Here is a 25,803-nt window from a genome sequence, read left to right as displayed (position 1 = left end):
GCATGGTCTTCTCCCTCGACACGAGCTTGCCCGATGCCATCGGTCCGGCAGCGGCGAAGAAGGTGGAGCGTGCGTTCGGCATGACGACCGTCGGGGAGATGCTCGCCCACTATCCACGGCGTTACGCGGATCCCGCAGAGTTGACCCCCATCCGCGATCTTCCGGTCGGAGAGACCGTGACCATCGTCGCCGAGGTGCTTTCGTCTTCGGCGCGCACCATGCGCAACCGAACGGGTGCCATGACCGACGTGATCATCGGTGACGAGCACGGGCGTGTCTCGTTGACGTTTTTTGCGAAGAACCTCGCCCAGGCCCAGTGGCGGGCGAACGAGATGCGTCCTGGTCGTCGAGGTGTCTTCTCCGGCAAAGTCGGGATGTACAACGACACGACACAGTTCGCCCATCCACAGGTCGAGCTCTTCGATGATGAAGAGAGCGCACAGGCCCGTGCCGACGATCGTGCACACCGACCGATCCCGATCTATCCGGCCACCTCTGCCGTATCCAGCCAGCAGTTTCGCGAACTCGCGGAGAAGGTGCTGTCGCAGTTGGGCGAAGTGCCAGACCCGCTGCCGGAGGAGATCCGGGTGCGGGAGGGGCTTTTGGGTGCTCGCACCGGACTCATCCAGCTTCATCGACCGCAGACGCTCAACGAGGTTGATCCTGCGGTGCGCACTCTTCGGATGCACGAGGCGCTGGTGCTGCAGACCGCCCTGCTGCAGCAGCGTGCCGCAGTACGCGCCCTGAGCGCCACAGAGCGGCCCGCGAGCGCTGGTGGCCTGCTGGAGCGCTTCGACGCCGCGATGCCGTACACGCTCACCCCGGACCAGCAGACAGTCGGTGATCAGATCGCCGCCGATCTCACCGGTGCGTGGCCGATGAACCGCCTCGTACAGGGCGAGGTCGGCTCGGGAAAGACCCTTGTCGCGCTCCGTGCGATGCTGCAGGTCGCAGAATCCGGAGGACAGGCCGCGTTGATTGCGCCGACCGAGGTGCTCGCCTCGCAGCATCTGCGCTCCATTACGCGGATGCTGGGCCCTGATCTGGCACCGTTGGTGATGCCGACGCTGCTCACGGGGCAGATGTCGGCACCTGAGCGACGCAAGGCGGCCCTGCGAGTCGCCTCCGGCCAGTCGTTGATCGTCGTCGGCACGCACGCGCTGCTGGGGGAGAAGACGACGTTCGCCGATCTCGGACTCGTCGTCGTCGATGAGCAGCATCGCTTCGGTGTCGAACAGCGCGAAGCACTCAGGGCAAAGGGGTCAAGCCCACACGCGCTTGTGCTTACGGCCACGCCGATCCCGCGCACCGTGGCGATGACGGTGTTTGGCGATCTAGACACCTCGGTGATCCGCACGATGCCGGCAGGACGCGCGGGTATCGAGACGTTCGTCGCGCCACTCGCGGAGCGTCCGGACTGGTTCCGGCGGGTCTGGGACCGCGCTGCGGAAGAGGTCGCGCTGGGCAGGCAGGTATTTGCCGTGTGTGCCGCGATCGATACGACCAAGAAGAGCTCTGGGGAAGAAGACGCGACTGCTCTGATGCCTTCAGAAGAAGGCGCTACCGGACCTCATTGGGGTGTCGTGCAGCTCGACGCTGTTCTGGCTACGCATCCGACGGTCGGCGCGCTCCGACGCGCAGTACTGCACGGCAAGATGCCGGCAGACCAGAAGGATTCGGTGATGCAGGCCTTCGCACGCGGGGAAATCGATGTGCTGATCGCCACGACCGTGATCGAGGTCGGCGTCGATGTGCCGAACGCCTCGACCATGATCGTGCTCGATGCCGACCGGTTCGGCGTCTCCCAGCTGCATCAGTTGCGCGGCCGAGTCGGACGCGGCGAGGTTCCGGGCCTCTGCCTCCTCGTGACCGAGGCAGAAGAAGGATCATTGGCGCGTGAGCGTGTGGAAGCGGTTGCCTCGACCCTGGATGGGTTCGCTCTGGCCGAAGTCGATCTCGAACTGCGCGGCGAGGGCGACGTGCTGGGCTCGACACAGTCTGGTGTGCGCTCGTCGTTGAAGCTCCTGCGTGTCGTGAAAGACTCCAAGCTCATCGCCAGGGCTCGCGAGCTTGCGGAGGACATCCTGGTCACCGATCCGCAGCTCGCCTCGCACGAGGGGCTGCGGGAGGTCATCGAACGTCGCGTAAGCGAAGACGATCGGGCCGCGCTCGCGAAAAACTAGCGTCCCGACGTGCAATAGGCTGAAGCCATGAGCAGCCGGATCGCCGTTGTCCCGGGTTCTTTTGACCCACCCACCCTTGGTCACCTCGACGTGATTCGTCGAGCTGCGAAGCTTTACGATGAACTGCACGTGCTGGTGGTGCACAACCCCGGCAAACAAGCGATGCTCCCGATCGCTCAGCGGCTGTCGCTGTTGGAACAGTCCATCGCCGAGGACGGCATGGGCGGGGCAAACATCGTCGTTGGCTCGTGGAGCATGGGCCTGCTGGTGGACTACGCCCGCGATGTCGACGCCGGCGTTCTGATCAAGGGCATCCGTTCTCAGATTGATGTCGCGTACGAATCGCCGATGGCGATCGTGAACCGACACCTTGCGGATATCGAGACGGTCTTCCTTCTGCCGGACCCCTCGCACGCGATGGTGTCGAGTTCGCTCGTGCGCCAGGTCGCCGCCCTCGGAGGTGACGTGACACCGTTCGTGCCGCGCGCCGTTGCCGCGTTCCTCGATACTGGAGCGCGGGGGCTCTGAGCGAAGCCTGGCTGTGTGCTGGCTGAGCAAATTTGACCCGCACTCAGCATCCGCCGGTAGCATGAAGTGGTGAAGACCCGACTAAACGGCCCATTTGTGGTGCCGGTACGTGACATCGTCCGACGCCCGGGAGAGATGCGCGAGCATCAGTTCTCCGTAGCTTTGAAAGAGCAGTGGGGTGAGGGCATCGTCTCGGTCGAAGCCAGTGCTGAGATCGACGTCGAAGTGCGACTCGAGTCGGTCCACGAGGGCATCCTCGTCTCCGGAACCGCGGATGCAGAGTACAAAGGCGTGTGCGGAAGATGCCTGATTGACATCGCCGAGCCTGTCGAAGTCGAGTTCCAGGAGCTTTTCGCGTATCCTGGTGAGGAAGAAACTGACTTTGAGGTTCAAGACGACCACGTGGATCTTGAAACTCTAGTTAGGGAAGCGGTTGTACTGTCGCTTCCATTTCAGCCGGTGTGTCAGCCGGATTGCCCCGGGCTTGACCCGACATCGGGTGTGAAGCTGACCGAAAGCACCGGAGTGGAGTCAGACGCTCCCATCGATCCGCGATGGAGTGCGCTCCAACAGATCACAGACCAGGGGAGTGCGGCAGAGAGCCGTGTTCCTGAGAATACAGAAGAGAGTTAGCCATGGCTGGTAACCCCCCGAAGCGCAAGGTTTCCCGTTCCAACACCCGCTCGCGTCGCGCGCAGTGGAAGGCGGCGCCCGTTGCGCTCGTCAAGACGATTGAGAACGGCAAGACCGTTTACAGCCGCCCGCACCAGGCGAAGGTCGTCACCGACTCGCAGGGCACCGAGCTGTTCATGGAGTACAAGGGCCGCAAGGTCGCCGACGTCTGAACCACGGTCTCACGATCGTGACAGAAGTCCCCGGCGGGGCTGCATCTCTCGCAAGTAAGCTCAGGGTCGATATCGACCCTGAGCTGCTTGCGTTGGCGCTGACCCACCGCTCATACGCATACGAGCACGGCGGTAGCCCGCACAACGAGCGCCTGGAGTTTCTCGGCGACTCGGTGCTGGGGCAGGCCGTGACAGTGATGCTGTTCACGACTCACCCCGACATCGATGAGGGTCAGCTCGCCAAGAGGCGTGCCAGCGTGGTCTCCACGGTCGCCCTCGCAGAGGTCGCGAGAACCATCGGGCTGGGAGAGCACCTTCTGCTCGGGCGTGGTGAGGAACAGACCGGCGGGCGGGACAAGGATTCGATTCTCGCCGACACCATGGAGGCGGTTTTCGGTGCCACATACCTGTCGGCGGGGCCCGAGGCTGCCACCGAACTCGTACTGCGCCTGACCGAACCACTGCTCGACGATCCCGAGCGATACGGTGCGGCCATGGATCCCAAAACCAGCCTGCAGGAACTGGCAGCTCGTCTTGGCTCCACACCCCCGCAGTACTCGGTGTCATCCAGCGGCCCAGATCACGACCGTCGCTTCAGCGCGACGGTGATGGTCGGCGATGTGAGCATGACCGGTGCCGGCACCAGCAAGAAGACCGCTGAGATGGCCGCGGCGCTCAGCGCATGGCGCACACTCGGCGAGAGTGCCTGAGCTTCCCGAGGTCGAGGTCGTGCGCGCTGGCCTCGCACCTGCGGTCATCGGCGCGACGATCACGAGTGTCTCGGTTATCGATGAGCGTGCACTCACGCGGCATCCCGCCGGTGCCGCTGATTTCGTCGGGCGCCTCGAGGGTACTTCCGTCGTCGGCGCGTCTCGGCGAGGAAAGTTTCTCTGGCTTCCGCTGGGAGGCGGTGTCGATGCGATGGTCGCCCATCTGGGTATGAGCGGTCAGATGCTCCTGCGCGCGCCCAATGCGCCGGCCGAGCGGCATGAGCGCATCCGCCTCGGCATCGAGCATCCGCAGCACGGCGAGCTCGCGATCGTGTTCTCTGATCAGCGCACGTTCGGCTCTCTCGCCGTTGACTCGCTCGTGTCTGACGGCCCTGATCTGATTCCCACACAGGTGCAGCACATTGCCCGTGATCCCTTGGATACCGGGTTCGATGATGCGGCGTTCGTCGCCGGAGTGCGCCGACGTTCCAGTGCGATCAAACGTATTCTTCTCGATCAGACCGTCGTCAGCGGAATCGGCAACATCTATGCCGATGAGTCGCTGTGGGCTGCGCGCATCCACCCGGAGACACAGGGCAGTGCGCTGTCAGCGCAGGCTGTGCGTCGGCTGCTCGGCGAAGTGCGCCTCGTGCTGGAGAAGGCTCTCGCTGAAGGCGGCACGAGTTTCGACGCGCAGTATGTGAACGTGAACGGGCAGGCGGGGTACTTCGCACATTCACTGAACGTTTACGGACAGCAAGGGACGCCGTGCCGACGCTGCGGGTCGCCGATCAAACGGGCTCCGTTCATGGGACGCTCGTCGCATTTTTGCCTTGTCTGCCAGCGGTTACGGTGATTTGAAGGATCAATCCGTTATCTCCAGCGCCCCACCTAGTTCTGGCTAGAGCTAGATTCGGCCCCGCTCGTCCACGGGACGACGACGGTAGTCACGCCATGCCTCTAAAAGATCCTCGCGCGAACCTTCCGGGTGCGCCTCGTACCAGGCCCGTGTGAAACGGTTGTACTCGAACTGTGAGCCGATGGCCTTCTGGCCCTGATCACGACTTGCATAGTAATGTTCAAGGGCGTCTTGGAGAGTCTGGGTGCCGTCAGCGTCCGCGAAGAATGCGCGCAACTCGCCGTCAAAGCCGAAAGACTCGCCCACCTGTTCGATGAACCACGCACGCACGGTCTGACTGCACGGCTGGCCTCTTGGGATCACGGTCGAGGCAGAGAGTGGGCCGGAGAGTTGCGCCTTGTTTCCTGAGCGCTGCGTCACCGGCTCTGTAAAAGACACACCGTTGAGAGCCGCGGCTAGACGCTGCGTCAACTCTTCCTTGCTGCCGGTGGCTCGGATACCGAGTGAGCGCGCGAAGTCGGCCAACTCATCCTTGAGCCAGTACCAGCGCAATAGTTCATTTCCGGTCAGGTCGCCAGTCAGGTCAGGGCGCTGCGGATTCGTGGAAGTCACTGTATGTACTCTACGGAAGGGAATGCCGCGGACGAGGCTCGTGCCATGACAGGTGAGCGGGAGAACCAGAGGTTGCTAAATTGATGCATGTGTTTAGACCGATTACTATCGATGTCGACCGAGACAGCGTTGCGATGGGTGACGACATGCAATCCCATGCTCACCAGGTCACGGTTGCGTCCGGCACGCGGCTGAGCGCTCTCTTAGGTCGAGCCTCGCCTGGCATTCGGCAGCATGGCTGGTCTTGGGTCGCTGTCGCGGATGGTCGCGTTGCTGCCGTCTGGTCAGTGGATCACGGCGTACAGCTGCTCGTCCCCGACAGCCGGGTGACATCCAAGGGTGGGCCACACAGCGTACATTTTCGCTACTTTCTCCAGATCGACCCCGCCTGGCTGCATCGCCGTCTTATTGAAGGCGCCGTCCCGAATCTGAAGTCCCTCGAACGTGAGTACCAACCGCTTGCGCGGGTTGCGTGGGAGCAGGAACAGCGTCGACGCGAAAACGAGCTTCCCGATCGACTGCTGACAGCAGAATGCACCTCAGCGCTGCAGTCATTTGGCGCCCAGATCGACCTGCACAACGACCGCACAATCCGGTTTAACCTGTTCGGCACACAGTGGACAGCGAGCGGCTCTGACACCATGATTCAGATCCACAGCGGAGAGGGTGGGCCGGCCGCCTCAATTCGACCGTCGACGTTCGCAGAATGTTGGTTGGTGGCCGCGGTCGGCGCGGAGATGAGGATCTCCCGTGACATCCCTCGCCTGCCTCACTTTCAGCCGCTCCCGGCACCACGGTTAAAGCCGATGACAAGCTGGCCTCCGGGTGTGCAGCGTTGGACGACCAACGGAAACTTGATTGCCCAGCTCTCTGGCGCCGATGCCGTCTCCTACTTTCGGATCGCCGTCGGGCGTTCTATCGCCGAGATTGCTGAGCTCCTCACGGAGGACCTGCCTCTGAGCCACCGTCGCTGATCTCGGAGAACTTGGCCGGGTCATCGCCACAGATTAGGGTTCACGGCTAGACACCGTTTCAGCCTTGGACACGGCATGCTCTCAAAACCGAATTTTGCTCACATATACCGGATGCTGAGGAGCGATCGTGGATTTGCGATGGTTGGGTGCTGCTGAGCACGAAGTCGCCGAGGCAATGGCGCGGGTGCGCCGCACGGCACGGCCGAGTTGGGTGCCGACCAAGCGCCAGGTGCTCGTGCATGTGAATCACTGCCTCATGTTGTGGTACCTGTGCATCGTGTTGATGACACTCGGAATTCGTATCGATACGCTTCAGCAGAATCGCATCGACGCCGTCGATATCCGAGACATGGCGATTTGCACCGCGGTGTTCGTCGCCTGGCTGTATGGGGCTTTCTGGCTGTATCGATGGGCGGCGTTGCCGCCCTCACGCCGATCACGGATGAGCGAGTGGCGGCAGACGCTCACCGCTCTTGCGAACGGGTTCGAGGTCGAGCCGACACAGAGAACAGCGTTTGTGTCGATGATCACCGCGGGTGTGGGCCAGCCCTCCTTCTATCCTCGATTTGCCGCGCCTGGCGTCGAGTTCGGAAACCTGAAGTACCGAAGCCGTCGCTCGGGATCATGGCACTATCTCGCAGTGCAATTGCCGGTTCTGCTCCCGCATCTGCTCTTTGCGACGACGGCGACAGGTGGTCTTTTCGACGAACTTCCGGTTGCCCTCAAGCGAGACCAGCGGCTGTCGCTGGAAGGCGACTTCGATCGTTGGTTCCACCTCTACACTCCGGCCACCTACGAGCGGGACGCCCTCTTTGTGGTCACACCGGACGTGATGGCCGAGTTGATCGACAATGCTCACCAGTTCAACATCGAAATCGTCGATGACCATCTCGTCTTCTTCGCACCTTCGCCTGCAGACTTCACTGCCGCCGAGTCATGGCGAACTGTGGAATCGCTGTTGCAAGCGGCGATACCGGTGATCGCGAACGCGAGCCGCTACCGCGATGAGCGAGTGCCACAGCAGCAACGCTCAGCGGCGATTGCTTCGATCCGCGCATCGACCAAAACACCCGGAGCCACATGGGTCGAACCCGTGCCTCGGATCGACCCCACCGGACACCGACTCGATATGCGCGACCGCCGCACGGGAGCCTGGTCGGTTCTCGGCGCCATCGGCTGGTTCGCGACGCTCGTGTTCCTTTATGCGGTGCCCGGCATCTTCGCCTTCGCTGGCTTCATGTCCATCGTCGACGGCCGTTAGAACATCTGATTCAGAAGCGGTCAGGCTGGCAGAAACGCTCGCCCTAGTAGTGGACGGGTCATGCGTACTCCTGCCCAGACCAGCGCGATTCCGAGTCCGACTACGGCAGCGATCGTCACCAGCGACAGCGGCGCAATGATCATTGCGATTCCGAGCAGGGGAAAGACCAGCGCGGCTGCGCACAGCGCCGACCCGATCGCGGTCACCAGAAGCGGTGCCATGACCGCACGAACGCGTGCGGCTTCGACCGTCGCCATCGGCACGCCGAGGAAGTGCAGACTGCGATGCAACTCCCGTTGGTCGAGAATGCCGGATGCTTGATTCACTCCGACTGAGACGGCGACCATAAGGAAGGACGCGATCAATGTGATGATCAGCCCGGTGCGGATGTCTGTGGCCAGCATCGCATTTTCTGCCGCTTCAGACCCGCTCATCGTATCGATCAACGCCACACCGGTTCCCGCGAACACTGCCATGAAGCTTGCCATCGCGATACCACTGACCTGCCGCCAGGCGGCCTTCGGTGAATCGAGCACGAAGCGCGCGGCGAGCAAACGGGCTGGCCTCTCGGCACGCTTGAGCCCACCCTTCGCATGCACCTTCAGCGCCCACGGTCCGATCAGGTTCAGCACTGCGAGCGCTGCAGCGAACATGCCTGCGATCACGACGATCGTGACGACGAGTCCGGCCATCCCAGGGAATACCTGCATGATCCCGAACGCGGCAACGAGCACAGACACCGCGAGCACCGCACGAATCCAGTGCACCCGTGGCACCTCAGAGCGCGTGCGCACTCCGAGCGGAGAGATGACGACCTGGCGCAAACCCACCGCAGCGCTGACCGCGGCGAGCAGGAGAACACTGGACACGACGGCGACGACGCTCAGCGGTGCGAGCAAGATCGCGTCGAGGCCGAGGGCTTCACCGCGGAATGGAATCATCCCGACCAACGGTGCACACGCGAGATACCCGAGCACCCCTGCGATGGCCCCGGCTCCCGCGACCAGGGTCGACTCAAGCACGGTCGCCCCGACGACGCCGGCGGGCGACACCCCGAGCAGACGCAGCGTCGACAGGCGCTCATCACGACGTCTGGCAGACAAGCGAGCGGCGGCGCCACCAAGATTGGTGAGCGGCACGACGAGAAGGACTAGAGCGATGGCGGCGAGAGCCTGGTAGATCCCGGCATCTGGATCGGTCCACGTCCAAAACGCCTGAGCACCGCCGACCACTGTCAGCACCAGCGCCGTCACTAATGCGAAGGCGATGGCGGGCAACGCCAGGACGCCACCCTGACCCGGCGCAGGTCGTAGCAACAATGCGAACACGTGCGCGTTCATGCGGATACTCCTGCGGTGACGATCAGCCCATCGCGGACGTGCACGGTTCGCGAACAGCGCGCGGCGACATCCCCGTCGTGCGTCACCAGCACGAGAGTGCGCCCCTGGCCAGTGGTCGACCAGAGGAGTGCATCCATCACCTCGCCGGAGGTCTGCGAATCCAGCGCGCCGGTCGGTTCGTCGGCGAAGACGAGCTCGGCGCCGGTCACCTGTGCGCGGGCGATCGCAACGCGCTGCGCCTGACCGCCGGATAGTTCACCGATGCGGCGCTCCTCGAGTCCCGCCAGACCGAGAGATGCCATCCACCCCGAGGCATGCTCCAGCGCAGTTCTACGCGGTGACCCGTTGATCATCAGCGCAAGCGCGATGTTCTCGATCGCGGTGAGCTCAGGAATGAGCAACCCCTGCTGAAACACGAAGCCGAACGATTCCCTGCGCAGTCGCGAGCGCTCCCGCTCGTTCTTCGTCGTGATCTCGACCGCGGCGCCGTTCACGGGCGAGAACACCACGCTTCCGGTGTCGGGGGAGGTGATTCCTGCGAGGGCATGAAGAAGCGTCGTCTTGCCTGATCCGGACGCGCCCATGATCGCGACGGACTCCCCACGCTGCACGGCCAGAGAGACGCCAGCGAGTGCATGAGTCGTCCCGAAGGTCTTGTGCAGGGCATGGGCGTGGATGGCGGTGTCGTTCATGATTCCAGCCTCGCCGGTTCCGTGTCACGGGTCGTCCCTCTCGAGGTGCAGATCCGTGACACGGGGTCATCCCCGAGGATGATCCTTCAATCGAGCTTCTTTTGCCAGCCCGCCGCGTAGGAAGCGGGTACAAAACCGATGGCCTCGTTGATGTCGAGCATCGGCCGGTTTTCCTCGGCGTTGAACGTCGACACCTTCGGAGATTTGGGAGCAATGCCCTGCCATCGCAGCAGGTTCGCGCACTTCACTATCGTGCCCAGACGGTGTCCACGATGCGCCTCGACCACGAGGGTGCCGAACTGATGAGTGACTCCCGTCGGATCCGCTCCGATGAGGAGCTCGTTGAATGCGACCATGTCTCCGGATGCATCATGAATCACTGCGGCAACAGATACCGTCTGCCCGCCCGCGGCGAACAGTCCATCGCGACGGATGACCTTGTCCTCATCCCATGCTTCCTCTTCCATGACGAGCTCTCCGCTGGGCACGTCCGTTGCCATTCGTGCGATCATGCTGCCGTATCCGATGCGCAGATGAGCAGGCGTCGGCAGCGTCCAGGTTTCGACGCGGTACCCGGGGCCGGCGAACGCGGATGCCTTCTGAAGGCGCTTCTCGACGTCGTCGAGCGGGTCTTCGAGCGACAGCACACTGTTACGTTCGACCTGCTCCAGAGCGAAGCCGTTTGCGTGCAGCACGTCGCTGAGCGGGGTGGTGGTCACCGTGCCCCACCCGGTCGCCGGAGTGAGGGTGCTCTCGCCGAGCGCGACCGGATGCAGCGACCAGGTCTGCAGCACGCTGCGCCCGAGCGCATGCGCCTCCTGAACAAGACGGTCGAGCAGGGCCTGACCGACACCGCTACCCATCTCTGCCGGAAGCACCATAAATCCGATCTCCGCAGAGTTTGTACCCGCGGCGTTGGATGTGGTGAGCTCGGCCGCGCCGACGACCTCACGTTCGCGGCGTGCGATGAAACCGCGACGCGTACGGTCAGTCTGATCCAGCCACGACGGCAGCAGTTGTTCTGCGGTGTCCCTGAGATCATTGATGCCGGCGTCAATCTCAGCCATCCGGTTGCCGAGATCAACCATCGCGTGAAACTCTGCCGCGTCCGGCGCATCCACGCCCGTGGGGATCACCAGCTCGGTGATCGTGAGTGCTTTCATGTCAGTACCTTCTTCCATGCGCCTTCATAGGCGATGGCTGCGAAGCCAATCGCCTCGTTGATGGAGAGCATCGGCCGGTTCTCCTCGGCGTTGTAAGTGATCACCCGGTCGGATGCAGGGTGTTGTTCCCGCCACGTCAGGAGACCGGCTGTCTTGACCAGCATCCCGAGGCGGTGACCGCGGTGTGATGCGAGCACGAGAGTGTCCTCCTGATGCGTTGCCGAGGAGGAATCGGGTCCGATCGACAGCTCGTTGTATGCGCACAGCTCGCCGGAATCGATGTGCTGCGCAGCGGTGACCAGCACAGTGTTGCCAGCCTGCAGGTGGCGCTCGTCGTGTCGGGCGATCCGCTCGGCATCCCACTTCTCCGCGGGCATGTCGAGGTCGGCATCGGGTACGTCTGTCGACATGTGCTCTTTCATCCAGGCGTAGCCGGTGATGTACTCGGCCGGTGTGGGGAGCGTCCACTGCACGACGCGATACCCGGATGCATGGCCCTCCGCGTCGGCGAGCAGATCGCGTGCGCGCTGCTGGCTCGCATCCGTCCACGTGAAGGTGCTCACTCGTTCGACCTGTTCCAGTGTGAAGCCGTGCCGCAGTAGGAAGCGTGCGCCGTGACCGTTCGGGATCTCCCCGAAACCGGTCGGTGACGGCAGTGGAGTTTCCGAAGGCGTGGCGGGATGCTCGACCCACACCAGCAGACGCTGGACGCCTGCTTCGCGTGCGGCTGCTTCAATGTGGGGGAGTGCTGCGGAGCCGATGCCGGCTCCCCAGTGCGCGCGGATCAGGCTGATGATCGTGAACCCGGTGCGCCCACCGTCATCAGCCAGGATGTTCAGCGTGCCCACGCCGACCATCTGATCGTCTACGGACACGTACCACTGGCGTCTGGTGAACTCCGGGCTGTCATACAGCAGCGGCAACAACGATTCGGCTGTCATGTCTTCTTCGTCGCGCCCCGTGAGGTCGCTGATCGAGGTGTTTCGTATATTCGCGTACTCGCGAACAAGCGCGGACGGCGCTGCATCCGCCTGTGCAGGAAGCACAAGCGGATGCAGCGTCGCGTTGTCGGTCAAGCGGATGCTGTTCATCGCAGTAACTCCAGGTCAGAACATCTGACGCTGCGCGTGATAGGCGAGCAGCGCCAGAGACTCGCGCTCGGTGGCGTGTCTGGTTTCAAACAGCCGCATCACTTCTTCACTAGTCATGGTCCGCGCAGGTGACCGGCGCGGACGCTGGGACCGCAGTAGCAGCCATACTCCGAGCCGAAGTGACACGCGGTCTGCGAGTGGTAGCTCGGTCCTGTCGGTAGGGACGGTGATCTCGAGAACTTCCTGGTCGTCGGTACATGGTGGGTGGGCGGTGCTGCGAAGCAGCGTGTTCGTATGCACGAGAGTGCTCGTTTCTTGTCGATCTTTGTGAAGGGGCAGTTGCGCAGAGAGTCCGGTGTCACCGGATGCGCGGGCGAGAGGTCTCAGAGAATGGAGACGTTGCCCAGAGATGTGCAGAGGGTCGGAGTCAGAACATCGACCGATGCGGACAGCAGGAAGAACCGAAAGAGATGGCCCGCGAGGAGCCAGAAATCTCAGGTGGTTCTATGAGACCGTGCTGTGACGGATGCCGAAGTACGAGGACGCCTGATCTACACGAGCCGTGGCAGTGCCTGCGGTGTGAGCAAAGTTAATTGAAATGATCATGAGCGTCCTCCTTTCGTGAGCGATCCGATTTGCAAAGTTAGTGCCCCAATAGGTGTGACGTCAAGCATCCTGGTGTTTTCTCGGCGTGTCGCGCGCATGCCGGATCACGTTCTGTACCGCGCGGGATGCCGGAAACTGTGCGGATTTCCGGTAGCGTGGCGGCGTGATTCTCCCTGGACGAACGGTGCCCGCATGCATCTGAAAAGCCTGACGCTTAAGGGCTTCAAATCGTTCGCCCAGCCCACAAGCTTTGTCTTCGAACCCGGCGTGACCTGCATCGTTGGGCCGAACGGCTCGGGAAAATCGAACGTCGTCGACGCCCTCGCCTGGGTCATGGGCGAGCAGGGAGCGAAAACGCTTCGTGGCGGGAAGATGGAAGACGTCATTTTTGCCGGTACGTCGACTCGCGGTCCGCTCGGGCGTGCTGAAGTGCAGCTGAGCATCGACAACAGCGACGGTGCTCTGCCGATCGAATTTGCCGAGGTGACGATCAGTCGCACGCTGTTCCGCAATGGATCCAGCGAGTATGCGATCAACGGGTCCAGCTGCCGGCTCCTTGATGTGCAAGAGCTGCTGAGCGACTCCGGCCTGGGCCGCGAGATGCACGTGATCGTGGGCCAGGGGCGCCTCGACACGGTGCTGCAGGCATCGCCGGAGGACCGTCGAGGATTCATCGAGGAAGCTGCCGGCATCCTCAAACACCGTCGCCGCAAGGAGAAGACTCTTCGCAAGCTCGACGCGATGGAGGCCAACCTCACGCGTCTCAGCGATCTCGCCGGTGAGATTCGCCGCCAGCTCAAGCCGCTGGGCCGTCAGGCCGAGATCGCTCGTGAAGCGCAGACCATCGCGGCGGTTCTCCGCGACGCGAAGGCCCGCATCTTCGCCGACGACGTCGTCGCGCTGCGCACGGCTTTGGCCGACCACGCTCGCACCGAGCGGGAGCGGCACACCGAGCGTCTCGTGCTGACCGACCAGGCCGACACGGTGCGCGCCGGCATCGCGAAGCTCGAAGCCGATCAGAACTCTGCCGCAGTCGATGAGGCGCGGCGGGTCACCTTCGGTCTTGAACAGGTTCAGGAACGGATGCGTTCGCTGTACACGCTCGCGAACCAGCGGCTCGCGTTGCTGGGTTCTGAACAAGACGACGCCGCTGTGACGTCGGTGACGGTCACACAGTCGACGATCGATGAGGCCAAGGACAACATCACCGAGATCTCTGCCGGGCTCGGAGATGCGCAGGATAACGCGGTTTCCGCCAGCCGTGAGGTGGTGAACGCGCGGGCAGAGCTCGACACTTTGGACGTCGATATCGCTGAGCAGAGTGCGCTGGTCTCAGAGCACGACATGCGGCTGACGGCGCTACGGGGGACGGCAGAGGCCGCGGCATCCGCTCTCGCCGCGGTGCGCGGCGCAGTGCTGCGGCAGGAGAACGCTCTCGAAGCGGCGAACGAGCGGCGCCGCGAGGCCGCTGAGGCGTTGGAGTTGCTCGACGAAGCGGAGGCGCCGGAAGGCAGCGCAGCCGAGCACGCCGCGGCCTACGAGACCGCGCAACGAGAGGCCATGGCAGCGGATACCGAGCGGGAGAGCCTGCGGGAGCGCCTGCACACGGTTGAACGTGAAGCCGAATCACTGACGGCGAAAGCATCCGCGCTGAGCAGTGCGCTCTCGTTATCTGGTGGCGCAGCCGAAGTTGTGAAGTCAGGCGCGCCCGGGGTACGTGGACTTGTCGGCGATGCAGTGCAGGTCAAGGCAGGTTTCGAGGCTGCCATCGCCGCAGTTCTCGGTTCTCTCGCCGAAGGTGTGCTGGTCGACGATGCCGACGCGGCCTTCGCCCTTGCCGCTGATTCGACAGCGCAGAAGCGTGGAGTCGTCGATTTCGTGATGGCCGATGCTCTGCGCGACCTCACCGCGCTGCCCGAGATCGCGGGCGTCACTGTCGCGTCCTCGGTCGTCACTGCGCCGGACGGTGTACTCGGGGTGCTCTCGCACGTGCTTATCGCTGATGATCTTCCTGCTGCGCGCGGTGCCCGTGCCACACTCGATGCGCTCGGCGATACCGCGGTGACGATCGTGACGACAGGCGGCGATGTGGTCACCGCGCAGACGTTGCGCACCGGATCTGGTGGCGAACGCTCTCGCCTGGAACTCGCCGCGGAACGCGACGCTGCGCAGGATCGTCTCACCGAGGTGAGGGTGATTGTCGATGCGCTGCGCGAGGAGCGCGAGCACGCCTCGGAGCGTCTTGAGCAGACCAGACGCCGGGCCAAGGACGCGCTGAGCGCACTGCGCGAGCACGACGCCGCGCTGGCGACATACGCGGAACAGGCCAACCGTGTCACCGTTCGGCACGAGTCGGCTGCCGCCGAGTGCGAGCGACTCGAGGCAGGACTTGTCCAGGCGCAGGCAACAGTGGCGGATGCACAGGCCTCTGCGACCGCGGCGAGGACCGCACTCGAAGACGCAGAAGCAACGCCGCGACCGGTTCTCGATGCGTCGGCACGTGATGGCTTGCTTGAGGCGCTCGACGCGGCGCGCGAGACAGAAGTACGTGCGCGTCTGGAGATCGAGACACTGCGCGAGCGGGTGCGGGCAGCCCAGTCGCGAGTCGCGAGTCTGGAGCGTCAGCGTGAACAGGAACGCGATGCCGCGACTGAGGCCGCGCGTCGTGCCGTGATCCGTCGCGCACAGCGCGAAGCGGCTGCCGGCGTCGCGGGGGAGTTGCCCCGCATCCTTGACTCGATCGACCGATCGGTGACGGAAGCGCGCGTGGCCCTGAACGAGGCCGAGAACGCACGCTCGGCGCAGAACGAGGAACTCACGGCCTTTCGCGTCCAGGAGACGTCGCTTCGCGAGAGGCTGGCTGGCCTCACTGAAAGTGTGCACGGCCTTGAACTGCAGATCCACGAGAAGAAGCTGCATCTGACGAGCCTGCTGGAGCGCGTCGCATCCGAGCTAGCTCTCGATGAAGATATTCTCGTTGCGGAATATGGTCCGGATCAGGCGGTGCCGCGCGACCCGCTGGCAGCGGGCGAGTCGGAGTCGGAGCCGGACGACATCGATGGCGTCGATTCGACCGCGATCCCGTATGACCGGCGCATGCAGCAGCGCCGATTGGCTGAGGCAGAGCGCAAGCTCAACCAGCTCGGGCGCGTGAACCCGCTGGCTCTGGAGGAATTCGCAGCCCTCGAGCAGCGTCATGCGTTCCTCACTGAACAGCTCGCCGATCTCACTCAGACGCGTCAGGATCTGCTCACGATCATCGGCGAGCTTGACGAGCGTATGCAGACGATCTTCGCGAGCGCGTTCGAAGACACCAGACAGGCGTTCCTTGAAGTGTTCCCGCTCTTGTTCCCCGGTGGGGCCGGCAGCATTTCGCTGACCGATCCGGACAACATGCTCACGACGGGCATCGAGGTGTCGGTACGCCCAGTCGGCAAGAAGATCGAGCGGCTGTCCTTGCTGTCGGGTGGTGAGCGGTCGCTGGCGGCCGTCGCGCTGCTGGTCGCGATCTTCAAGGCGCGCCCCAGCCCGTTCTACATCCTGGACGAAGTTGAGGCCGCACTCGATGACGCGAACCTCGGGCGCCTGCTGACGGTGTTCGAACAACTGCGTGAGAGCTCACAACTGCTGGTGATCACTCACCAGAAGCGCACGATGGAGATCGCCGACGCGCTCTACGGCGTCTCAATGCGCCAGGACGGCGTGTCGGCCGTGGTGGGCCAGCGCGTCGGGGACAGGGCTGCTGCCGCCAGCTGAATCCGGCCCGGCTGTGCACAACTTCGGATCACCGGGCCGCCGCACGGCGTGTCGTCGTCGTGAAGCGGCGTGTCTTCTCTGCGCTCCGAAGTTGTGCACGGTCACAGGTGCGAATGGAGGGTGCGCTCGAACTCCTCGACTGCCGGGGCAAAGCCTGGGAGATCCTGTGGGCGATGATGCCGCACCCTCCAAGACGACCTGCCGTGCGCCGTTCTCGGTCAGGATGCGAGCGATCATCTCGTACTCTTCGTTCCATCCGCCTGTGACGACGAGCGTCGGGATGCCAGCGAGCATGTGATCACGGATGCCGTGTCCCCACGGGACATTTGTGTCCGCCCAGTGCTCGGCGACCGGTCGTTCGGCCTCCCACACGTCGGCGTCGAATGGTCCGCCGAACATCAGCGGACGCATGATCGCCCAGAACCCGCGCAGGTTCCCGGCATCCGCCTGTGCACGCGCTTCGGTGACGGACGAGATGTGGCGCTCCACCACAGCCTCACCGCGCGCGATGTCGTAGAGGGCGGGCTCCACCAGCACGAGTCCGGCGATACCGAGGTCGCCGGATGCGGCGGCGAGGACGGCGGGCACTGCGCCGATGGAGTGCGCGAAGAGGACAGTGCGTTGCTTCGAACAGCTGCGAACGAGCCATTCGACCTGCTCCGGGATCATCGATCCTGGCTCAAAACTGAGGAACTCACCGAGCGCGTGGTCGGCGGCCGGCCATGCTGCCGTCCCACGACGGCCCGCACCGTGGATGTACAGCCTGGTGAACGTCATGCACCCGAGCCTATGCAGTGCCGAATCCCAGACGGACACAGGTCCGTGCGGCGTGTCAGGCCTCGCGGAGCCTCTGACACGCCGTGCGTGAGGTCCGGCGTCCGGGAATCGGGACGGCGCCCAGCCTCGGCACCGTAGGCTGGAGACATGGCGGAGAAGTCCTGGTCCCTCGGTCGCGCACTGCGCGGCATGTTCGTCAAGCCCACGATCGATGAGACGACGTGGGAAGAGCTCGAGACCGCGCTGATCACGGCTGACTTCGGCCCTGACATCTCCGAGCGCATCGTCGAAGAACTCCGTGAGAAGGTCGCCCGGTTCCGCACCACCGACCCGAAGGATCTGCAGCGGATGCTGCGGGAGACGCTCGAGGAGCACTTCGCGAAGTTCGATACGACGCTGAAGCTCACTGAGCGTCCGGCCGTTGTGCTTGTCGTCGGCGTCAACGGCGTCGGCAAGACCACCACGATCGGCAAGTTCACGAAGTTCCTGCGCGGATTCCAGCGCAGCGTCGTCGTGGGTGCGGCAGACACCTTCCGTGCTGCCGCCGTCGACCAGCTGGCAACCTGGGCCCAGCGAGGGGGAGCGGCAATCGTTCGCCCGCAGCAGGAGGGCCAGGATCCAGCATCCGTCGCATATCAGACTGTTGAATTCGCGCAGCGCGAGGGCATCGAGATCGTGATCATCGACACCGCTGGACGCCTGCACACCAAGGGCGGGCTCATGGATGAGCTGGGCAAGATCCGTCGTGTGATCGAGAAACAGGCGCCGATCAGCGAGGTGCTGTTGGTCTTGGATGCCACCACCGGGCAGAACGGCGTCATGCAGGCCGAGGCCTTCCTCAAGCATGCCGGAGTTACCGGTCTCGTGCTCACCAAGCTCGACGGCTCAGCAAAGGGTGGCTTCGTGCTGGCGGTGCAGGAGCGCACCGGCATCCCGGTCAAACTCCTTGGACAGGGCGAGGGAATCGATGATCTCACCGGATTCACACCCCACGTCTTCGTAGCATCCCTTGTCGGTCAGTGATAGGACTGGTTTTATAGCGTTATGGCGATCGAACACGATTACTTCGGGCTCCTGTCCTCCGGGCCAGACGGGTCGATTTTCTGGAGCGAGACGGTGGATCTCGGCGACCAGGCGGTCACGGTTGATCTCACTGCGCCCGACCAGGACGACGTCTCGCAGGATGCGCTCGACATCGCAGCGTCCCTCATTTCCGGCATCGAGGATGTGGATGACACGGCCCGACGCGGCATGCTCGCCGAGGTTGACGACCGCACCAGCGAAGTGACCGAGTACATCCTGCAGCAGCAACTCGCCTACGGCGACGAGCTGGAGAACGTGCTCGTCGATGTCAGCGGCGACGCCGCGGTCGACATCATCCGCTCAATGCGCCTGATGAGCATGACGATACTCGCCGACGAACACGGTGGCTCTGAACCCTTCGCGGTGCTGGAGTACGCGCTCGACCCCGATGACGCTGATGAGGTGCTGCTGGTGAATCTGGCATCCGATGGCAGCGTGCAGTCGGTGATGAGCGCGGACTAGCCTCTGGCGACTACACCGCCTGGGCGAAGCCGAGGTCGGCGCTTGCGGCGATGTGTGAGAGGTGCGGCGGAATCTCGCGGCCCTTCGACATCATCGACTGTGCCCAGAGGCGTCCGGCGCGATACGAGGAACGCACAAGAGGCCCGGCGAGCACGCCGAGGAACCCGATGCGCTCCGCCTCTTCTTTGAACTCGACGAACTCGGCCGGCTTGACCCAGCGAGCAACGGGTAGGTGCCGGGGCGACGGGCGCAGATACTGCGTGATCGTGATGATGTCGCATCCGGCGTCGTGGAGATCCTGCAAAGCCTCGATCACTTCGGATGGCTCCTCGCCCATGCCGAGGATGAGGTTCGACTTCGTGATGAGGCCAGCACTGCGCGCTTGAGTGAGCACATCGAGCGAGCGCTCGTAACGGAACGCCGGCCGGATGCGCTTGAAGATGCGCGGCACGGTCTCGACGTTGTGCGCGAACACTTCAGGCCGCGCATCGAAGATCTCGCCGAGGAATGCGGGATCGCCGCTGTGATCGTTCGCCAGCAGTTCGACCCCGGTGTTCGGGTTCTGCGCATGGATCTGTCTGACGGTCTCGGCGTTCAGCCACGCTCCGGTGTCGGGCAGGTCATCACGGGCGACGCTGGTGACGGTCGCGTAGCGAAGCCCCATGCGCGTGACACTCTCGGCCACGCGTCGCGGCTCATCCGTGTCGTAGTCAGCCGGCTTGCCGGTGTCGATCTGGCAGAAGTCGCAGCGCCGAGTGCACTGGGAACCGCCAATGAGGAAGGTTGCTTCCTTGTCCTCCCAGCATTCGAAGATGTTCGGGCAGCCGGCTTCCTGGCAGACGGTGTGCAGCCCTTCTTCCTTCACCAGCGAATGCAGCGCGGTGTACTCCGGCCCCATCTTCGCCTTGGTCTTGATCCACGCAGGCTTGCGCTCGATCGGCGTCTCGGCGTTGCGGATCTCGAGGCGAAGAAGCTTTCGTCCATCGGGGGCTGCGGTGCTCATGCGAGGACTCCCTCATACTCGGCAGCGAACGCCGATTTCACGCGGTCGAGGATGTCGCTGGGGGAGACGTCGGCGCCCACCACCTCGCTCACCGTCGTGACCCCGGCGTCTGTGATGCCGCAGGCGATGATCCCCTGGAACCCGACGAGCGAGTTGTTGCAGTTGATCGCGAAGCCGTGCATCGTCACGCCATTCTGCACGCGTACGCCGATCGCGGCGACCTTATCTTCGGACAGTGGCCTGCGCACCCAGACGCCACTGCGACCGTCGACCTGGTATCCATCGACCCCCAGTGGCTTCAGCACGTCGATCAGCACTCGCTCAAGACGCCGCACGTGTGCCACGACATCCATCGGCTCGGGCAGACGCACGATCGGGTACCCGACGAGCTGGCCAGGTCCGTGCCAGGTGATCTTGCCACCACGGTCGACGTCGATCACCGGCGTGCCATCCTGCGGACGCTCCTGAGGCTCGGTGCGCTTACCGGCCGTGTAGACGGCTTCGTGTTCGAGGAGAAGCAGCGTGTCGGGGCGAGTGCCGTCGACGACGTCGGCATGAACCCGTCGCTGCAGTTCCCAGCCCTCGAGATAGGGGACGAGGTCTGGCGCGAGACCCGGTGTGAGGATGTCGAGCATGATCACCTTTCGTGCATTGTTGGATTGCGTCTAACAATAGTCAATCAGAAGAAGAATGTCGCACGCGGTACGGTGAAACTATGAAGATGGAACCCCGCGCCGGACGACCTCGCGCTTCCTCGCGTGAGACGCTCGCCGAGGCCGCGTGCGAGTTGTTCCTCGAACAGGGGTACGAAGCGACATCAGTCGCGGATATCACCCAGCGCGCAGGCGTCAGCCGTTCCAGCTTCTTCAACTACTTCTCGTCGAAGTCGGATGTTCTGTGGACGGGGCTCGACGAGCGCATCGCGCAGGCGGTCGCCGCGCTGAGCGGCATGGGCACGGATGCCACGGGCGCAACCGTCCGCGACGCCCTGCTGCACGTCGTGCGGGACTTCGCTCCTGATCCGCTGGCTCTTGCGCTGCGCAACGCCGTCGCGATGGGGCTGCAGGAAGAACTCGTCACCGATACCGGCATCCGCCATGCGCGCCTCGCTGCAGCAATCGCTGCGGCCGCGACGTCCTCCGGTATCGACGTGATCAGGGCAGACATCCTTGGGGCCGCGCAGGCTGCGGCCGTGCTCTCATCGCTGCGGGTGTGGGCCGAGCACGGCGCAGGCCAGGGCTCGCCTGAGGCAGTGCTGCGTGAGTCGTATGCCGCGATTCACGATCTTCCCTGGGGAACTTGAGGTCGACGCGGACGAAATCGCGACGGCCGGACAGGTCATGAGTAGAAGCACCCCGAACGAGGAGGAACTCATGGCTACGGATCCGATTGACGCGCTGCTGGATACTTCGGCGCCCGCGCGGCAGGAGATTGCCACGGCGGACGTTCGCGGAATGATCATGGATGCTCGCGCGCATGCACAGCCGTCGCAACCGCGGGCGAAGAAGGCCGCGCTCGTGACCGGCGTGCTTGCACTGCTGATGGCAGGAGGCGCAGGTGTGGCGGTGGCAACTGATCTGTTCCCATGGACGGCTGCGCAACAGGATCCGTATGTCAGTGTCAGCTACACGCTCCCGAGTGGGCTGAGCTGTGAGCAGAGATTGTTTCTTTTGGACGCGGACGACCCCGCTGCTGCGGAATGGCTGAAGGATTTCGCAGCCGAGAACGATCTCTTCGCTCTGTCGAATGTCGACGGCTACTTGGGACGTATGAAGACCTGGGAACAGCCGCAGCCGACAGGGGACGCTGGGTATTGGGCTGCGGTGAGCGGTGCGGTCTGGGAAACGGTTCTCATAGAAGCGGAGAGGGCAGGTTTCGCTTCAGACGCGCTCACGGGCGAGCAGTCCCAAACCTTCTGCGCCGATGGCAACGGCGACGTGGTGTTCCCGAGATGAAGCGCTCAGACGAGCCGCTCACGCGTGCGCTGGAGCGCAGCAGCACCGACATCCTCACGTACCTCGCGCGACGCGTCGGCCCGGACGACGCTCCCGATCTCCTCGGCGAGACGATGGTGGTCGCCTGGCGTCGGGTGCGTGATCTGCCCGCCGATGACGAGCGCGCCCGCATGTGGCTGTTCGGCATTGCCCGAGGCACCCTGCAGAACCACGCGCGGGGTGAGCGTCGACGATGGGCCTTGGCCGACCGCATCCGGCTGAAGGTGCGCGAAAACGCGACAGCGCCGCCGTCGGATGCAGGATCCGAGGTCCGTGACGCCATCGAGCGGCTCGATCTTGACCTCGCAGAACTTGTGCGCCTGGTGCACTGGGATGGCTTCACCCTCACGGATGCGGCCGGACTCCTCGGCATCCCGGCATCCACCGCGCGAGGCCGTTACCAACGTGCACGCGAGCAGCTCCGAGCCGCGCTGAGCGTCCAGGCTCCGCTCGCGTAGAATCGAGAGCACCATGGCTACCTTTGGCACGCTCTCCGATCGGCTTACCGATACCTTCCGCAACCTTCGCACGAAGGGAAAGCTCACCGCTGCCGATGTCGACGGCACCGTGCGCGAGATTCGCCGTGCACTCCTGGATGCCGACGTCGCGCTCGTCGTCGTCAAGGAGTTCACCGCGAAGGTGCGCGAACGTGCACTGGGTGACGAGGTCAGCAAGGCGCTGAACCCGGCCCAGCAGGTCGTGCAGATCGTCAACGAGGAGCTCGTGCAGATCCTCGGCGGTGCACAGCGCCGTCTGGAGTTCGCGAAGACCCCGCCGACGGTGATCATGCTTGCAGGACTTCAAGGTTCGGGTAAGACGACGTTCGCCGGAAAGCTGGCCAAGCAGCTACAGAAGGACGGTCACACGCCGCTCCTGGTTGCTGCTGACCTGCAGCGTCCGAACGCCGTGAACCAGCTCCAGGTCGTCGCAGAGCAGGCGGGCGCCACCATCTACGCCCCGGAGCCCGGCAACGGCGTCGGTGACCCCGTCAAGGTCTCCAAGAACGGTGTCGAGCACGCCCGTCGTCACCAGCACGACGTCGTCATCATCGACACCGCCGGCCGACTCGGCGTCGATGCTGAGCTCATGAAGCAGGCATCCGACATTCGCAAGGCCGTTGACCCCGATGAGGTGCTGTTCGTCATCGACGCGATGATCGGTCAGGATGCCGTCAACACGGCTAAGGCGTTCCAGGAGGGCGTCGACTTCACCGGCGTCGTACTCTCCAAGCTTGACGGTGACGCCCGTGGTGGCGCCGCGCTTTCCGTGGCGTCGATCACCGGCCGCCCCATCATCTACGCGTCCACAGGTGAAGGCCTCGATGACCTCGAGCCCTTCTATCCCGATCGCATGGCGAGCCGCATCCTCGACCTCGGTGACATCCTCACCCTCATCGAGCAGGCACAGGAAGCGTTCGACGAGGATGAGGCGCAGAAGGTCGCCGAGAAGCTTGCGACTGAGACCTTTACCCTCGAGGACTTCCTCGACCAGCTTCAGCAGATGAAGAAGATGGGTTCGATGAAGAAGATGCTCGGGATGCTCCCGGGCATGGGGCAGATGAAGCAGCAGCTCGAGGACTTCGACGAGAAGGAGATCGACCGCACCGAAGCGATCATCCGCTCGATGACCCCGGGCGAGCGCCACAACCCCAAGGTCTTGAACGGCTCGCGTCGCATGCGCATCGCTCGGGGCTCAGGAATGACCGTCACCGACGTCAACCAGCTCGTCCAGCGCTTCGAGCAGGCCGCGAAGATGATGAAGACCGTCGCACGCGGAGGCACTCCGAACATCCCAGGAATGGGAGCAATGCCAGGCATGGGCCGCCCAGGAGCGTCGGCTAAGCGCGGCAAGAAGGGCAAGTCCAAGGCGGTGTCGCGCTCGGGTAATCCCGCGAAGCGGGCAGCCGAGGATGCGGGGCTTCCCACTGCGCAGTCCACCGGCGCTGGTTTCGGTCTGGGCGGCCAGAAGGCTCCCACCGAGGCGGACATGGCCGAGATCCAGAAGCTCTTCGGCAAGAACTGACGCTGAAACGAAGAAAGGCTCCCATCACGTGGTGGGAGCCTTTCTTCGTTTGATCGTTCAGCCTGCGGGTACCTCTGCGGCAATATTTACCCCGTGGGCGTCTCGCAGCTGCGCGGACGTGTCGTCGATCTCGGCCGCAACGCGCGTGGCATCCCACTCGAGAAGCGGTGCGAGCGCTGCGGCGATCGTACGAACGACCCCGGCATCGACATTGCCGGTGAAGGCGAGGCTGGTGCGGCGGAAGACGACGTCAGCAACGTGGCAGACCTGTTCGTTCTCCACCATCCAGAGCAGCTCCCGAGTCGACAGAGCATCACCGACCAGCTGCTCATCATCGCCCTCCGCAAGGAACGTGGCGACATCAGCCGCGCGTGTGCCGTAACGGGTGAAAAGCACTCGACCGCGCTCGGTGTCGCCGACATTGTCGCGCAGCCACTCGAGCTTGCGGCGCGGTGTCTTCGGGTAACCGTTGCCGCCGCCGATGCGAACACCGGCAGTACTCGCGACACGCTCGCGGCCGAGCTCCGCCAGCACGTGGTCGGCGAGATTCTCGCCCAGCGCGCGGAACGTCGTCCACTTGCCGCCAACGAGGCTGAAGACGGCGGGGGAGGAGGCGTCCTTGCGGCGCTCGATGCGGTAGTCGCGCGAGACGAAGCCAGGTGCCGTGTCGTCGTGGTGCGGCAGCGGGCGGATGCCGGAATAGCGATAGACGATCTGTGACCGGTCAACCGCGATCGTCGGGAACACGTGGGCGATCAGGTCGAAGAAATACTGCACTTCCTCGTCCGTGCACCGGGCAGGTTGGCGTGGGTCTGCCTCGAGATCAGTGGTGCCGACGAGGACGCGGCCCTTCAGCGGGTAGATGAGAACGATGCGTCCATCGGAGTGCTCAAAGAAGATCTCGCGACCAGCGGTCGCGTCGAGCAACTCGGGGTGATCAAGCACGATGTGTGAACCCTTGGTGCCGCCCATAAACGCGGTGTCGGTGCCGAGAGAGTCGTTGGTGATGTCTGTCCAGGGGCCGGAGGCGTTTACGACGACGTCGGCTGCGACATGGAACTCGGTGCCGGTCTCGCGGTCGCGAAGGCGGACGCCCGTGTCGTCCATGCCGATCGCTTCGACATAGTTGAGCGCATGAGCACCGGCGTGAGCCGCTTCGCCATCGCGCAACACGTCGAGCGCGAGCCGTTCGGGGTCGTGCACCGATGCGTCGTAGTACGTCGCGGTGTACTTGATGTTGGGGTCGAGCGCCGGCAGCTGCGCCAGCGACTTCTTACGCCCGACGAAACGGTGTCGCGGCACAGTTCCGCCATCGCGAGAGAAGGTGTCGTAGAGGGTGAGGCCGATCTTGATCAGGAAGGCTCCGCGCTCCTGGGGCTTGCCGGACTTGTGAGTGAGGAAGCGCAGGGGAGCGGTGAGGATGCCAGAGAACGTCGAGTAGATCGGAATCGTGGTCTCGAGTGGCTTCACATAGTGCGGAGCGATCTTCAGCAGCCCGTTGCGCTCCTGCACCGACTCCTTCACGAGACGGAACTCGCCGTTCTCGAGGTAGCGGATACCACCGTGGATCATGTGGCTGGATGCCGCGGTGGCGCCGGAGGCGAAGTCGTTGCGCTCGACGAGCAGCACGTCCACTCCCTGCATCGCGAGATCGCGGAACGTGGAGATGCCGTTGATTCCGGCACCGATGACGACGACGGTGGTGCGGGCGCTTTCGCGCGCCTCGCGGACGTTACTTCGTTCGATCGGGTGGGTGCTGATAGCGGTCATCGTCTCTCCTTGCTGGGCGTACAGGTATATCCTGAGCCGAACGGCACAACTGCGCAAGCGGGATGCACGAAT

The 25,803-nt window shown here is 63.9% G+C and carries 24 protein-coding genes; 15 read left to right on the top strand and 9 right to left on the bottom strand.

Annotation, left to right across the window (positions count from 1 at the left end; translation table 11 throughout):
* Positions 1-2: 2 nt before the first annotated feature.
* The 6 genes from ACSU1G_RS02635 (at position 3) to mutM (ending at position 5,122) form a co-directional block, all read left to right on the top strand.
* Positions 3-2,183 carry an ATP-dependent DNA helicase RecG gene (locus ACSU1G_RS02635; RefSeq protein WP_439278334.1) on the top strand — a complete coding sequence of 727 codons (2,181 nt, stop codon included), beginning with the start codon at positions 3-5 and terminating at the stop codon, positions 2,181-2,183.
* A 27-nt stretch (positions 2,184-2,210) separates the two neighbouring features.
* Entirely contained in the window at positions 2,211-2,711 is a 501-nt protein-coding gene (gene coaD / locus ACSU1G_RS02630; protein WP_439278333.1) for a pantetheine-phosphate adenylyltransferase, read from the top strand.
* 135 nt (positions 2,712-2,846) lie between these two features.
* Positions 2,847-3,344, top strand: coding sequence for a YceD family protein (locus ACSU1G_RS02625; protein WP_439278332.1), 498 nt, complete (start codon positions 2,847-2,849; stop codon positions 3,342-3,344).
* Between the two features lie 2 nt (positions 3,345-3,346).
* Entirely contained in the window at positions 3,347-3,556 is a 210-nt protein-coding gene (gene rpmF / locus ACSU1G_RS02620; protein WP_439278331.1) for a 50S ribosomal protein L32, read from the top strand.
* Positions 3,557-3,573: 17 nt separating this feature from the next.
* Positions 3,574-4,266 carry a ribonuclease III gene (rnc, locus tag ACSU1G_RS02615; protein WP_439278330.1) on the top strand — a complete coding sequence of 231 codons (693 nt, stop codon included), beginning with the start codon at positions 3,574-3,576 and terminating at the stop codon, positions 4,264-4,266.
* Positions 4,259-5,122, top strand: a complete 864-nt coding sequence (gene mutM / locus ACSU1G_RS02610; RefSeq protein WP_439278329.1) for a bifunctional DNA-formamidopyrimidine glycosylase/DNA-(apurinic or apyrimidinic site) lyase — start codon at positions 4,259-4,261, stop codon at positions 5,120-5,122. Before rnc ends, mutM begins: the two co-directional genes overlap by 8 nt.
* Positions 5,123-5,173: 51 nt before the next feature.
* On the opposite strand, the gene ACSU1G_RS02605 is transcribed toward mutM, so the two are convergent.
* Positions 5,174-5,737 carry a DUF6434 domain-containing protein gene (locus ACSU1G_RS02605; RefSeq protein ID WP_439278328.1) on the bottom strand — a complete coding sequence of 188 codons (564 nt, stop codon included), beginning with the start codon at positions 5,735-5,737 and terminating at the stop codon, positions 5,174-5,176.
* A gap of 80 nt (positions 5,738-5,817) precedes the next feature.
* Here ACSU1G_RS02605 and ACSU1G_RS02600 point away from each other — a divergent pair, with 80 nt between their 5' ends.
* Positions 5,818-6,711 (top strand): hypothetical protein, encoded by an 894-nt coding sequence (locus ACSU1G_RS02600; protein ID WP_439278327.1) that lies wholly within the window; start codon positions 5,818-5,820, stop codon positions 6,709-6,711.
* 127 nt (positions 6,712-6,838) lie between these two features.
* Complete coding sequence (locus ACSU1G_RS02595) at positions 6,839-7,972, top strand: hypothetical protein (RefSeq protein ID WP_439278326.1); 1,134 nt, start codon at positions 6,839-6,841, stop codon at positions 7,970-7,972.
* Between the two features lie 20 nt (positions 7,973-7,992).
* On the opposite strand, the gene ACSU1G_RS02590 is transcribed toward ACSU1G_RS02595, so the two are convergent.
* From ACSU1G_RS02590 to ACSU1G_RS02575, 4 genes are all read right to left on the bottom strand, one after another.
* Entirely contained in the window at positions 7,993-9,312 is a 1,320-nt protein-coding gene (locus ACSU1G_RS02590; protein WP_439278325.1) for a permease, read from the bottom strand.
* Positions 9,309-10,004, bottom strand: a complete 696-nt coding sequence (locus ACSU1G_RS02585; RefSeq protein WP_439278324.1) for an ABC transporter ATP-binding protein — start codon at positions 10,002-10,004, stop codon at positions 9,309-9,311. Before ACSU1G_RS02585 ends, ACSU1G_RS02590 begins: the two co-directional genes overlap by 4 nt.
* 86 nt (positions 10,005-10,090) lie before the next feature.
* Complete coding sequence (locus tag ACSU1G_RS02580) at positions 10,091-11,167, bottom strand: GNAT family N-acetyltransferase (RefSeq protein ID WP_439278323.1); 1,077 nt, start codon at positions 11,165-11,167, stop codon at positions 10,091-10,093.
* A complete protein-coding gene (locus ACSU1G_RS02575) occupies positions 11,164-12,258 on the bottom strand; it encodes a GNAT family N-acetyltransferase (protein WP_439278322.1) in 1,095 nt (364 codons plus the stop codon). Before ACSU1G_RS02575 ends, ACSU1G_RS02580 begins: the two co-directional genes overlap by 4 nt.
* Positions 12,259-13,056: 798 nt before the next feature.
* Here ACSU1G_RS02575 and smc point away from each other — a divergent pair.
* A complete protein-coding gene (smc, locus tag ACSU1G_RS02570) occupies positions 13,057-16,620 on the top strand; it encodes a chromosome segregation protein SMC (RefSeq protein WP_439278321.1) in 3,564 nt (1,187 codons plus the stop codon).
* Here smc and ACSU1G_RS02565 read toward each other — a convergent pair.
* Complete coding sequence (locus tag ACSU1G_RS02565) at positions 16,549-17,397, bottom strand: hypothetical protein (protein ID WP_439278320.1); 849 nt, start codon at positions 17,395-17,397, stop codon at positions 16,549-16,551. The two genes, smc and ACSU1G_RS02565, sit on opposite strands and share 72 nt — an antisense overlap.
* A gap of 147 nt (positions 17,398-17,544) precedes the next feature.
* Here ACSU1G_RS02565 and ftsY point away from each other — a divergent pair, with 147 nt between their 5' ends.
* Complete coding sequence (gene ftsY / locus ACSU1G_RS02560; protein ID WP_439278319.1) at positions 17,545-18,420, top strand: signal recognition particle-docking protein FtsY; 876 nt, start codon at positions 17,545-17,547, stop codon at positions 18,418-18,420.
* 21 nt (positions 18,421-18,441) lie between these two features.
* Positions 18,442-18,942 (top strand): DUF2004 domain-containing protein, encoded by a 501-nt coding sequence (locus ACSU1G_RS02555; RefSeq protein ID WP_439278318.1) that lies wholly within the window; start codon positions 18,442-18,444, stop codon positions 18,940-18,942.
* A gap of 10 nt (positions 18,943-18,952) precedes the next feature.
* Here ACSU1G_RS02555 and lipA read toward each other — a convergent pair whose 3' ends face one another.
* Positions 18,953-19,945: a lipoyl synthase gene (gene lipA / locus ACSU1G_RS02550; RefSeq protein WP_439278317.1), complete on the bottom strand. Its 993-nt coding sequence runs from the start codon at positions 19,943-19,945 to the stop codon at positions 18,953-18,955.
* Positions 19,942-20,580 (bottom strand): lipoyl(octanoyl) transferase LipB, encoded by a 639-nt coding sequence (lipB, locus tag ACSU1G_RS02545; RefSeq protein WP_439278316.1) that lies wholly within the window; start codon positions 20,578-20,580, stop codon positions 19,942-19,944. Before lipB ends, lipA begins: the two co-directional genes overlap by 4 nt.
* 80 nt (positions 20,581-20,660) lie before the next feature.
* On the opposite strand from lipB, the gene ACSU1G_RS02540 reads away from it, so the two are divergent.
* From ACSU1G_RS02540 to ffh, 4 genes are all read left to right on the top strand, one after another.
* Positions 20,661-21,248 (top strand): TetR/AcrR family transcriptional regulator, encoded by a 588-nt coding sequence (locus tag ACSU1G_RS02540; protein WP_439278315.1) that lies wholly within the window; start codon positions 20,661-20,663, stop codon positions 21,246-21,248.
* A 70-nt stretch (positions 21,249-21,318) separates the two neighbouring features.
* Positions 21,319-21,900, top strand: a complete 582-nt coding sequence (locus ACSU1G_RS02535) for a hypothetical protein (protein WP_439278314.1) — start codon at positions 21,319-21,321, stop codon at positions 21,898-21,900.
* Positions 21,897-22,397, top strand: coding sequence for an RNA polymerase sigma factor (locus tag ACSU1G_RS02530; protein ID WP_439278313.1), 501 nt, complete (start codon positions 21,897-21,899; stop codon positions 22,395-22,397). The genes ACSU1G_RS02535 and ACSU1G_RS02530 overlap by 4 nt, the downstream gene beginning before the upstream one ends.
* A gap of 13 nt (positions 22,398-22,410) precedes the next feature.
* Entirely contained in the window at positions 22,411-23,961 is a 1,551-nt protein-coding gene (gene ffh / locus ACSU1G_RS02525; protein ID WP_439278312.1) for a signal recognition particle protein, read from the top strand.
* Positions 23,962-24,018: 57 nt separating this feature from the next.
* Here the strand turns inward: ffh and ACSU1G_RS02520 are convergent, their stop codons facing one another.
* Entirely contained in the window at positions 24,019-25,731 is a 1,713-nt protein-coding gene (locus ACSU1G_RS02520; RefSeq protein WP_439278311.1) for an FAD-dependent oxidoreductase, read from the bottom strand.
* Positions 25,732-25,803 lie beyond the last annotated feature (72 nt).

This window comes from Microbacterium sp. A93, from assembly GCF_051842835.1.
Note: the sequence above shows the minus strand (reverse complement) of the source record. Positions and strands in the feature narration are given on the sequence as shown.

Excerpts from the sequence above, each read along its gene's own strand:
- ACSU1G_RS02635 (WP_439278334.1), top strand. The coding sequence starts at position 3 with ATGGTCTTCTCCCTCGACACGAGCTTGCCCGATGCCATCGGTCCGGCA.
- coaD (WP_439278333.1), top strand. The coding sequence starts at position 2,211 with ATGAGCAGCCGGATCGCCGTTGTCCCGGGTTCTTTTGACCCACCCACC.
- ACSU1G_RS02625 (WP_439278332.1), top strand. The coding sequence starts at position 2,847 with ATGCGCGAGCATCAGTTCTCCGTAGCTTTGAAAGAGCAGTGGGGTGAG.
- rpmF (WP_439278331.1), top strand. The coding sequence starts at position 3,347 with ATGGCTGGTAACCCCCCGAAGCGCAAGGTTTCCCGTTCCAACACCCGC.
- ACSU1G_RS02590 (WP_439278325.1), bottom strand. The coding sequence starts at position 9,312 with ATGAACGCGCACGTGTTCGCATTGTTGCTACGACCTGCGCCGGGTCAG.
- ACSU1G_RS02585 (WP_439278324.1), bottom strand. The coding sequence starts at position 10,004 with ATGAACGACACCGCCATCCACGCCCATGCCCTGCACAAGACCTTCGGG.
- ACSU1G_RS02580 (WP_439278323.1), bottom strand. The coding sequence starts at position 11,167 with ATGAAAGCACTCACGATCACCGAGCTGGTGATCCCCACGGGCGTGGAT.
- ACSU1G_RS02575 (WP_439278322.1), bottom strand. The coding sequence starts at position 12,258 with ATGAACAGCATCCGCTTGACCGACAACGCGACGCTGCATCCGCTTGTG.
- smc (WP_439278321.1), top strand. The coding sequence starts at position 13,057 with ATGCATCTGAAAAGCCTGACGCTTAAGGGCTTCAAATCGTTCGCCCAG.
- ACSU1G_RS02565 (WP_439278320.1), bottom strand. The coding sequence starts at position 17,397 with ATGACGTTCACCAGGCTGTACATCCACGGTGCGGGCCGTCGTGGGACG.
- ftsY (WP_439278319.1), top strand. The coding sequence starts at position 17,545 with ATGGCGGAGAAGTCCTGGTCCCTCGGTCGCGCACTGCGCGGCATGTTC.
- ACSU1G_RS02555 (WP_439278318.1), top strand. The coding sequence starts at position 18,442 with ATGGCGATCGAACACGATTACTTCGGGCTCCTGTCCTCCGGGCCAGAC.
- lipA (WP_439278317.1), bottom strand. The coding sequence starts at position 19,945 with ATGAGCACCGCAGCCCCCGATGGACGAAAGCTTCTTCGCCTCGAGATC.
- lipB (WP_439278316.1), bottom strand. The coding sequence starts at position 20,580 with ATGCTCGACATCCTCACACCGGGTCTCGCGCCAGACCTCGTCCCCTAT.
- ACSU1G_RS02540 (WP_439278315.1), top strand. The coding sequence starts at position 20,661 with ATGAAGATGGAACCCCGCGCCGGACGACCTCGCGCTTCCTCGCGTGAG.
- ACSU1G_RS02535 (WP_439278314.1), top strand. The coding sequence starts at position 21,319 with ATGGCTACGGATCCGATTGACGCGCTGCTGGATACTTCGGCGCCCGCG.
- ACSU1G_RS02530 (WP_439278313.1), top strand. The coding sequence starts at position 21,897 with ATGAAGCGCTCAGACGAGCCGCTCACGCGTGCGCTGGAGCGCAGCAGC.
- ffh (WP_439278312.1), top strand. The coding sequence starts at position 22,411 with ATGGCTACCTTTGGCACGCTCTCCGATCGGCTTACCGATACCTTCCGC.
- ACSU1G_RS02520 (WP_439278311.1), bottom strand. The coding sequence starts at position 25,731 with ATGACCGCTATCAGCACCCACCCGATCGAACGAAGTAACGTCCGCGAG.